Source organism: Streptomyces sp. NPDC058664 (assembly GCF_042716635.1).
In the GTDB taxonomy this organism is placed as follows: Bacteria; Actinomycetota; Actinomycetes; order Streptomycetales; family Streptomycetaceae; genus Streptomyces.
The window spans coordinates 1-8,135 of the sequence record NZ_JBHXRW010000120.1 but is presented as its reverse complement, the minus strand read 5'-3'; the positions used below and the strand labels follow the sequence as shown (position 1 = coordinate 8,135).

Genomic DNA, 8,135 nt, shown 5'->3' with positions numbered 1-8,135 from the left:
GTGGGGATACACACCTCCTATCGGGCAGAGGCGATCAAACTGGGGCATGAACAAACCTCGCATACGAGAAAAGTGCTACGTAAACGCCCACTCAGAGGTCGTTTTCATCCGATGTTTCATCCCGAGAGGGGATGTTCTGTGGTGTTCTTCGGGTCGCGCCAGGAGAGGGTGTTCTCGCTGGTGAGGCGACGGGCCATGAGGTCGGTCATGGCAATGTGGATCACGGCTTCCGAGCGGGTGGGCGTTGGTGGGACCGTTGCTTCCGCCGGGGCGAGTTGGGCCGAAGGGTGGGCGCCGGGAGAAGCATCCGCGGCGGCGGATCGTGGACGCGATCTCCTATGTGGTGCGGACCCGGTGTTCGTGGCGGCAGCTGCCGAAGGACTTCGCGCCGCGGCCGACGGTGTACTGGTACTTCACCTGGTGGCACGATGACGGCACCGTCGAGCGGGTTCATGACGCCCTGCGTGGCCGGGTCCGGGAGGCCGATGGCCGCAACGCCGAGCCCAGCGCCGGCCTGATCGACTCGCAGTCCGTCCGTACTGCTGACACCGTCCCAGCAGAGACGAGGGGTTTCGACGCCGGGAAGAAGGTCAAGGACCGCAAGCGGTTCCTGGTCACCGAAACCCTCGGCCCGCTGGTTGCGGTCCACGTGGTCGCCGCGAGCGTGCAGGACCGCGACGGAGCCCGGCATCCACTCCTTTGGGCCCGGCTCGACCACCCGCGGATCCAGAAATTCTGGGCCGACCAGGGCTTCGCTGGCCGCTTGGTCGACCGGACCGCTCAGATTCTTGGCCGCGAGCTGGACATCGCCCGCAAAGACCCTGGCCGGCGCGACTTCCAGGTCCAGCCCAAGCGGTGGGCGATCGAGCGGACCTTCTCGTGGCTGACCGCCCACCGCCGCCTCGCCCGTGACTGCGAGACCAGCCCGGCTCGCTCCGAGACCATGATCCGGTGGGCGATGATCGGCACCATGGTCCGCCGTCTCACCCGAGCGCGACCGGCCTCACGGCCTGGCCCCCGCTACGCTGACGTTCACCGCCAACCCGTGACGAGCTGAAGGCACACGGCCTGGTTGGACGCAGGTATGAACAGTGGCAGTCATCAGGCATCAGGTCTCTCGAAGAGCGTCTGGAGCGATACCGACTTCGAGGAGATGGGCTGGCACGACGCCACTATCCACGGCTTGTACGTACAGCAAACCGATGACATCCTGCCTCGGCTTCTGCTCGACCTCGACTACATCGTCCGCTGGGTCCACCCGGTCCGGCCCGCGAAGAACTTCTCCTTCTGGATCGCCCCTGCGACGCTCGTCTTCGAAGACGTCTGGGACCTTGAGGGCGACCTTGGTTTCAAGGGCATGCACCCGGAGCTGGAGATCGATGAGGTGCACCGGCTGGTGCCGGACGACGGCCGGCAGGATCTGCCGCAATGGCACATCGAGGGTCACGCATTCGACCTGAAGTTCCGCGCGTCGCGTTTCCGCCAGTGCTTCCGCCGTGCCCCGCAGCTCACGTCGACCCAGGTCCTGTCCGACGCGGAGCGCGGAGGTTGCTGCTTCACCGAGGCCGGCTTCGACTGAGTAGGTTCGGCACAATGGCCCCGACCAAGAGCAGGTAACACCCAGTCCCGACAAAGGCCATAGGGCAGATCTCAAATGCGGTCTCAACCGAGTGGCACCGCTGTCAGACGGCAGTAGTCCGTAGACGATCAGCTCGTCCCGGTCGAGTGGCACCGCGAGGTCGGCGGCCTGCCCCGTGCCGAGGCCGAGCACCGGGTCAGGTCTGGTCCGCGGCGCGCAGGGCCCGCGCCAGCCATTCCAGCTCCTCGGTCGCGTCGGGTGACGACTCCTGGCCGCGCACACGGGCGACGAGCCCGCGGTAGTGCTCCGCTCCTGCCTCGATCCCGGCCTCCAGGCTGCGCAGCACGGCGGCCCGGCCGGTGTCACCGAACATCTCGGACAGCAGCTCGGCCGCTGCCGGCCCCTCGGGAGCGACCCCGACTTTTCTGGCCTCCGCGACGGTCTGCACGATCTGCCTGGCCCACCAGATGGACGCCCCGGGGGGACGGCCCTGCCCGGGTACGGGCGTGTTGAGTTCCGTCCATGTGCGCAACCGGGCGCGGAAGCCGGGGTCCCGCACCAGTTCGGCCAGTTCGATCCAGGCGTCGACCTGCTCCGGGGTGGGATCGTCGGGCAATTCGATGCTGTGGGTGCGTATGCGGTCGCGCGGGCCCGGGTCGTCGAGGCCGCCGAACACCTCTTCCTTGAACTCGTCGATGATCTGCCTGCGCTCGGCGGCGGAAAGCCGCGCCAACCGGTTCATCCGTGTTGTCTCCTCAACGGTCGAACCCCGTTTCGCCACGGTGGACAGGACGGCCCGGCTCACCTCGAGCGAGCGGATCTGCGCGTCGAGCGCGGCCACATGCGCGTCGGCGACCTCGGCGACCGTGGTGCGGCCGCTCAGGATGCGGCACACGTCGTCGAGCCCGAGGCCCAGTTCCCGCAGGGTGCGGACCAGCTCGACGCGGGCCACGGACTCGGCGTCGTACAACCGGTAGCCGCCCGCGGAGCGTGCCACGGGCGGCACCGCCCCCTCGTCCGACCAGAAGCGCAGGGTACGCACCGGAAGTCCGGTGCGGTGCGCGAGCCGGCCGATGGTGAGCAGGTCGGGGTGTTCGTTGTCCATGGGCAGGATCCTGGACCCTCCGGCGGCTGGAGACTCAAGCGCCTCCGTGCGACATCCCATGGGTTCTCCAGAGCTCTGCCGAGTTCCCCCGCCACCGTCAGCACCGGCAGCATGCGCCGCCTCGCCTACGACCAGACCGCAGTCTGAGCCCTTCCAACCTCAGGTTGAGGCGAGATGAAGGACGAGAACGGTCTTCGCTGAACTCAGCCTTTTCCAAGCTACATCCGTGCTGTTCAGCGCCCTGGTTCCGGTCGGGTCCTCACAGTTGGCATGGGCTCCTGACCAGGAGCTCCATAACCGTCCAAGATCTCTGGAGGCCACCGATAGGTTCCTCCCATCAGCACGCATCAGATTGGGAAAGGCTCATTGGATCCGGGCCTCATGCGTGCACTTGCACCTCAGGCGCGGTCGGCCCTCAGAGATGGGGTCGGTCTCCCAGGCTTCGAACAGAGGCTCGACCCGATAGCCCGGGTCGCAGCACGCCCGAATCCACTGCGCGACCCGGTGCTGCGCATCCCCGTCGTTCAGCACCTTGCCCTCCGAGTCGACTTGCAGCACGTTGCCGTAGATGGCGAAGACCTGTTCCAGCGATGAGCCGGAGTGCAAGACGGTCGCGCGATAGTCGACCCCATCGAGCAACTCGAGGTCGATGGTGCCGTTCGCCAAGTAGAAGGCGAACAGTCGAAGCGAAGCGCGCACGTCAACAGGAAGGTGTTCCACGCAGGCATCATGCACGACCTCCGCGCCGCCCCGGCGGGGTCTTCGGATGACAGGCTCCAGGGGTTTCACGTCCGAGATATTCCGGTGCGTCCGGGGGCTGAGGGTGGTGGAATCGCCGGATGCGCACGAGCGGCGAGCGGACGACGGTGGTGGATCGGGGGCGGTTCCCTGACGCTGTGACCCCCTGGGACGACGAGGTGTGGCGGCGGGAGGTGCTTGGCTGGGCCGAGCGGGCTCTGACCAGGCAGGGGCTGACACAGACCGGCGCTTGCGAGGTACGCGTGCGCCCCTGGTCGGTCCTGGCCCGGTTTCGCACCGGCGAGGGTGAGCGGGACGCGGTGTGGCTGAAGGCGGGTGCCCCGTCCAACGCCTTCGAGGCCGGCCTCGCCGACGCGCTCGCCGCGTGGGTGCCGGAGCATGTGATGACCCCTCTGGAGGTGGACGCCGGGCGGGGCTGGTCGCTGGTGCCCGACGGTGGACCGCTGTTCCGTGGGGTGCTCGACGCGGGCAAGGCCGGCCCGGAGGCGTGGGCGACGGCGCTGGGCCGGTACGGCGAGATGCAGCGGCGGCTTGTTCCGTACGCGGACCGGCTGGACGGCCTCGGGGTGCCGGGCGCGCGGACGCGGGAGCTGCCGGACGTCTTCGACGCGCTCGTCGCCGGAAACCCCCTCTTCGACGCCGCTGAGCGGGAGGCGTTGCTGCGGCAGCGGCCCTGCCTCGTCGACCTGTGTGCCGAACTCGACGCGTACGGCCTGCCCGACTCGCTCGACCACTGCGACCTGCACGACGGGCAGATCCTCGCCCCGGCGCCCGGCCGCTTCACTTTCTTCGACTGGGGCGACGCCTGCGTGGCGCATCCGTTCGGCAGTCTCCTGGTCCCGGTCCGAGCGGTCAGGGAGCGGTACGGCCCCGAGCACGTGGCTTCGATGCTGGAGGCGTACCTGGAGCACTGGACCGGCCTTGGTCCCTCCTCAGCGGAGCTGCGACGGGCGGCGGCCCTCGCGGTGCGGCTCGCGGCGCTGGGCCGGGCGGGCTCCTGGCTCCGCCTCTTCCCCGGTACCCCGCCCGGCGACAGCCACGAGGCGAGCGCCTACTGGGTCCGGGAGCTGTTCACCGCCGACCAGGTGTGGTGACCGCCCCCGCGGTCCGCCCACCGATGATCGGTCGGGGAGTGGGGCGGTCGGTCGACGGGGCGAGGGAGAGCTTTACGGCCGCTGACTGCGACACGCTCGTGGGCCCGCGGCCGGCGCCTTCCTCATGCGTCGGCGAGGAGCGGGTCGTACGGGGTGCTCGTGCGGCGGCCTGACATGAACGACAGGAAGTCGCCCACGAAGGCGCTCCGACCGTAGGCGCCGCCGGTGGTGGTGAGGTCGCGGTGGAAGGCGGTGCGGAAGAGGGTTCGGTACTCGTCCGCGTCGATGGTCCCGTCGCCGTCCTTGTCGGTGGCGTCGAAGAGCACCTCGGCGACGCGGATGAGCGCGGGTCCGGCGAGGGAGGGGACGGCGGCGGCGTACTCGTCCAAGCTGACGCGACCGTCGCCGTCCGAGTCGAGGACGGCCTGGAGTTCGCGCCACCAGGCGGCGAAAGCGTCGTAGAGCCGGGTCTCCTCGGGTTCGTCCAGATCGAGGCGGGTGGAGAGCTCGCGGGCCATGGCGGCGAGATCGGGCCAGTCGAGGTGGCCGTCGCCGGTCTGGTCCAGCACCTGGCGGAAGAACTCCTCCGCCGAGCGTCGGCCCTCGCCCGTGGCCGTGGAAGGCGCCGGGTCGGGGTCGGTGTCGCCACCCAGTGGTGTGAGGAGACGAAGCAGGGCCGATGTCCGCTTCATCCGGGCGCGCAGGGCGGTAACGGTCCGGGCGCGGGGATCGTCGCTGCCGGGCGAGAGCGAGAGCACCTCGATGATGCTCTCGGCGTTGATCCAGCCTTCGGGCAGGAAGCGGGCGAGCCCGGCGGCGAGATAGGCGCCCTGCATAAGGGTCGGGGCGCCGGGCATCTCCGGCAGGCCGGCCCGGCGCCGGTACGACTCGGGGAGCGAGGCGACGGTGATCGCGCCGAGGAGCGGACCGGCGACGGCCCGGCCGGCCGCCCACAGCGTTGGCGCGCTGTCGAGCAGCGCCGGGGCGGGCAGGTGGTCGAAGAGCCGGTAGAGGATGACGCGGGCCGCCTCGGTGTTCTCCAGCTCGTCCTCGACGACCCGGTCGAAGTACCGCCAGAAGTCGTGCAGGTCCTCGGGGAGTTCCCCGGCGTCGCCGTCGAGGGCGGCGAGGAACGCGCGGTACTCGGCGTACATGCGCTCCATGGTGTCCTGGTCGAGCGGCTGGCCGCTCAGCCGGCACATGGTGACGGCGCTCTCGAAGAGGGTGGCGACCACCCAGGCGCGGGTCGCGCGGTCCATGGCGTCGTAGGCGCGGCCGCGGGAGTCGGAGCCGCTCATGCGGGCGTGCAGCCGGTTGAGCCGGGCGGCCTCCCGTTCGCGTACCGCCGGGTCCCCGTCGAACATGCGGCGCATGCTGAGGAAGGTGTTGCGCAGCCGGCGCCAGGGGTGGGCGACGAACGTGGAGTTGTCGACGAGGGCGGCACCGATCTGCGGGTGGGCGGCCTCCAGCACGGTGGCACGGATCATGGCCAGCGCCCAGCGCGGATCGTCGAAGAACGCGCGGAACTGCGATTCCGGGCCGAACAGGGGCGTCTCGTCGGCCGTTGTCGTGGTACCGGGGGTGCCGGTCGTCATGAGGGGTCTCCGTTGGTCCTGGGCGGCACGCCGCCGAAGCGGCGGTCGCGGCGCCGGTAGGTGTGCAGGCAGGCGAGGAAGTCGGGGGCCCGGAAGTCCGGCCAGAGGACCTCGGGGAAGACCCACTCGGCGTAGGCGACCTGCCAGAGCATGAAATTGGAGATGCGCTGCTCGCCGGAGGTGCGGATGACGAGGTCCACGTCGGGCGTGTCGGGGAACGGAAGGTGGTCGGCGAAGAGCCTCTCGGTCAGCTCGTCGGCGGGCGTCCCACTGCGGATCAGCGACCTCGCGGCCTCGACGATGTCCCGGCGGCCTCCGTGGTCGAAGGCGACGGTCAGGGTCATCCCCCGGTTGTCGGCGGTCAGCGTCGTCAGGTCCTCGAAGTCCCGGGCCAGCTCACGGGGAATGCGCGGGTCGGCGACACCGAGGAAGCGGCAGCGGATGCCGCGGGCGAGCAGCAGAGGCGCGTGCTTGCGCACGACCCTGCGGACCAGGCGCATCAGGTAGTCGACCTCGGCGCCAGGACGGTTCCAGTTCTCGGTGGAGAAGGCGTACAGGCTGAGCCACTCGACGCCGGCCGCCCGGGCCGCCTCGATGACGTCGATGACAGTGGTCTCCGCAGCCCGGTGACCCGCCGTGCGCGGAAGCGAACGCCGCTGTGCCCAGCGACCGTTGCCGTCCATGACACAGGCCACGTGCCGCGGCACCGCACGCGCCGCCACGTCGTCCCGCCGCCGCTCGCCGGGCCCCTCGGCGCGCCGTTCCCGGCCCGGCCCGTCCCCCTCCGGCTCCTGACGGAGCTCGTCGCCGCGCGGTCGCTTCGGGCTGGGCTCGTCACCCTGTCGCTCCTGGTCGAGTTCCTCGCCGCGCGGTCGCCGATCCGGCGGCTCCTCCGTCACCAGGCGGGCGCGCGGGACGCCATGCTTCGTCGCGTCCGGCCCCATCGCGTCCAGAACAGTCCCGTACGGCCCCGTCACGCCCGGCCCGGTCGAGTCCGGCCCCGTCACGCCCGGAGCTGCACCACCCCTCGTAGCGCGCTCACTCACGCCCATTCCGTCTCGCCGCCCCCGCCTCACCCACGCCCCGTCGGCGCGTCCCCTCCCTGGAGCCTGACAGCACCCAGGGCCCTGACCGGTGGAAACGGGTGACCGTCACTCTTGGCGCGTACGTCCGAACCCCTCGTGCCCGCATCGAGCCAGCCGGCTGCCCCCTTGCAGCGGTGCCCCGGCCAGCGGTCCGGTGAGGGCAGGTGGGCCAGGTCTGTTTCGCGCATGATGCGGTCGATGGTCTCCTGCAGCCCGCTGCCGGCGCCGATGACGGTCTCGCTCCCTTCGGGCAGTAGATCGCACGGCCGGTATCAGTCACGTAGTTGTGTCTCGTTCACGTGATCGGCGATCGGCTTGGTGGCATGCCGGGCGAGCATTTCGTCGAGCGGCACGTCCAGGTAGTAACGGGCCCCGATGGTCGGCTCGCAGCTGGGCAAGCATGTCGCCGTAGTGGTCGGCGTAGAGGACGCTCTCGACGACGTGGTAGCCGACGTTCAGGGCATAGCGAGCCGTCAGGTCGATGAGGCCGATGCTCGCGCCGCCGTGCCGGTCGTTTCGCGCAGTACGGTGCGGCGGAGGTTGTCCTGGCCGACCAGGGCCAGACCGCGGCCGGACCTGGCGCGGAGCCCCGCCGCGACGGACGGCTTCCCGGCGGCGCTGTTGCCGCGCAGTACGACCAGCCGGGTTTCCTCGGTTCCCACCATCACGGTGGACAGGCTACCGAGAGCGGGTGACCTTGCGAGCGGCATGGTGAGACACCGCAGACGTCGATGCCCTGCCGATCACCCGTACCGGCATCGCGTGGAAGCAACTGCACGTGATGGCGGACGGCCAGGAAATACCTGGCGCCCACCCCCTGGTAGAAAAGGTGCCCCTATGGTTTTCGTCAAGCGGCGATGGCTGCCGGGGGCTCGTAGAAGGTCCCGTCTCGAAGCATGGCGAAGAGCACGTCAATGC

The 8,135-nt window shown here is 70.0% G+C and carries 7 protein-coding genes and 1 pseudogene; 3 read left to right on the top strand and 5 right to left on the bottom strand.

Going from position 1 to position 8,135, the window contains the following annotated elements:
- The first annotated feature begins 247 nt into the window (after window positions 1–247).
- Window positions 248–1,057 (top strand): IS5 family transposase, encoded by an 810-nt coding sequence (locus ACFWUY_RS39880; RefSeq protein ID WP_384121598.1) that lies wholly within the window; start codon window positions 248–250, stop codon window positions 1,055–1,057.
- A gap of 27 nt (window positions 1,058–1,084) precedes the next feature.
- Window positions 1,085–1,579 (top strand): hypothetical protein, encoded by a 495-nt coding sequence (locus tag ACFWUY_RS39875; RefSeq protein ID WP_384121596.1) that lies wholly within the window; start codon window positions 1,085–1,087, stop codon window positions 1,577–1,579.
- 196 nt (window positions 1,580–1,775) lie between these two features.
- Here ACFWUY_RS39875 and ACFWUY_RS39870 read toward each other — a convergent pair whose 3' ends face one another.
- Complete coding sequence (locus ACFWUY_RS39870) at window positions 1,776–2,684, bottom strand: MerR family transcriptional regulator (RefSeq protein WP_384121595.1); 909 nt, start codon at window positions 2,682–2,684, stop codon at window positions 1,776–1,778.
- A 363-nt stretch (window positions 2,685–3,047) separates the two neighbouring features.
- Window positions 3,048–3,404 carry a hypothetical protein gene (locus ACFWUY_RS39865; RefSeq protein WP_384121593.1) on the bottom strand — a complete coding sequence of 119 codons (357 nt, stop codon included), beginning with the start codon at window positions 3,402–3,404 and terminating at the stop codon, window positions 3,048–3,050.
- 176 nt (window positions 3,405–3,580) lie between these two features.
- Here ACFWUY_RS39865 and ACFWUY_RS39860 point away from each other — a divergent pair, with 176 nt between their 5' ends.
- Window positions 3,581–4,537 carry an aminoglycoside phosphotransferase family protein gene (locus tag ACFWUY_RS39860; protein WP_384121591.1) on the top strand — a complete coding sequence of 319 codons (957 nt, stop codon included), beginning with the start codon at window positions 3,581–3,583 and terminating at the stop codon, window positions 4,535–4,537.
- A 122-nt stretch (window positions 4,538–4,659) separates the two neighbouring features.
- Here ACFWUY_RS39860 and ACFWUY_RS39855 read toward each other — a convergent pair whose 3' ends face one another.
- The 3 genes and pseudogenes from ACFWUY_RS39855 to ACFWUY_RS39845 form a co-directional block, all read right to left on the bottom strand.
- Entirely contained in the window at window positions 4,660–6,132 is a 1,473-nt protein-coding gene (locus ACFWUY_RS39855) for an oxygenase MpaB family protein (RefSeq protein ID WP_384121589.1), read from the bottom strand.
- Window positions 6,129–6,854 carry a polyprenyl diphosphate synthase gene (gene uppS / locus ACFWUY_RS39850; protein ID WP_384121600.1) on the bottom strand — a complete coding sequence of 242 codons (726 nt, stop codon included), beginning with the start codon at window positions 6,852–6,854 and terminating at the stop codon, window positions 6,129–6,131. The genes ACFWUY_RS39855 and uppS overlap by 4 nt, the downstream gene beginning before the upstream one ends.
- Window positions 6,855–7,363: 509 nt before the next feature.
- A pseudogene (locus ACFWUY_RS39845) lies at window positions 7,364–7,882 on the bottom strand (kinase); the annotation flags it as partial.
- Window positions 7,883–8,135: the final 253 nt, after the last annotated feature.

Excerpts from the sequence above, each read along its gene's own strand:
- ACFWUY_RS39855 (WP_384121589.1), bottom strand. The coding sequence starts at position 6,132 with ATGACGACCGGCACCCCCGGTACCACGACAACGGCCGACGAGACGCCC.
- ACFWUY_RS39870 (WP_384121595.1), bottom strand. The coding sequence starts at position 2,684 with ATGGACAACGAACACCCCGACCTGCTCACCATCGGCCGGCTCGCGCAC.
- ACFWUY_RS39875 (WP_384121596.1), top strand. The coding sequence starts at position 1,085 with ATGAACAGTGGCAGTCATCAGGCATCAGGTCTCTCGAAGAGCGTCTGG.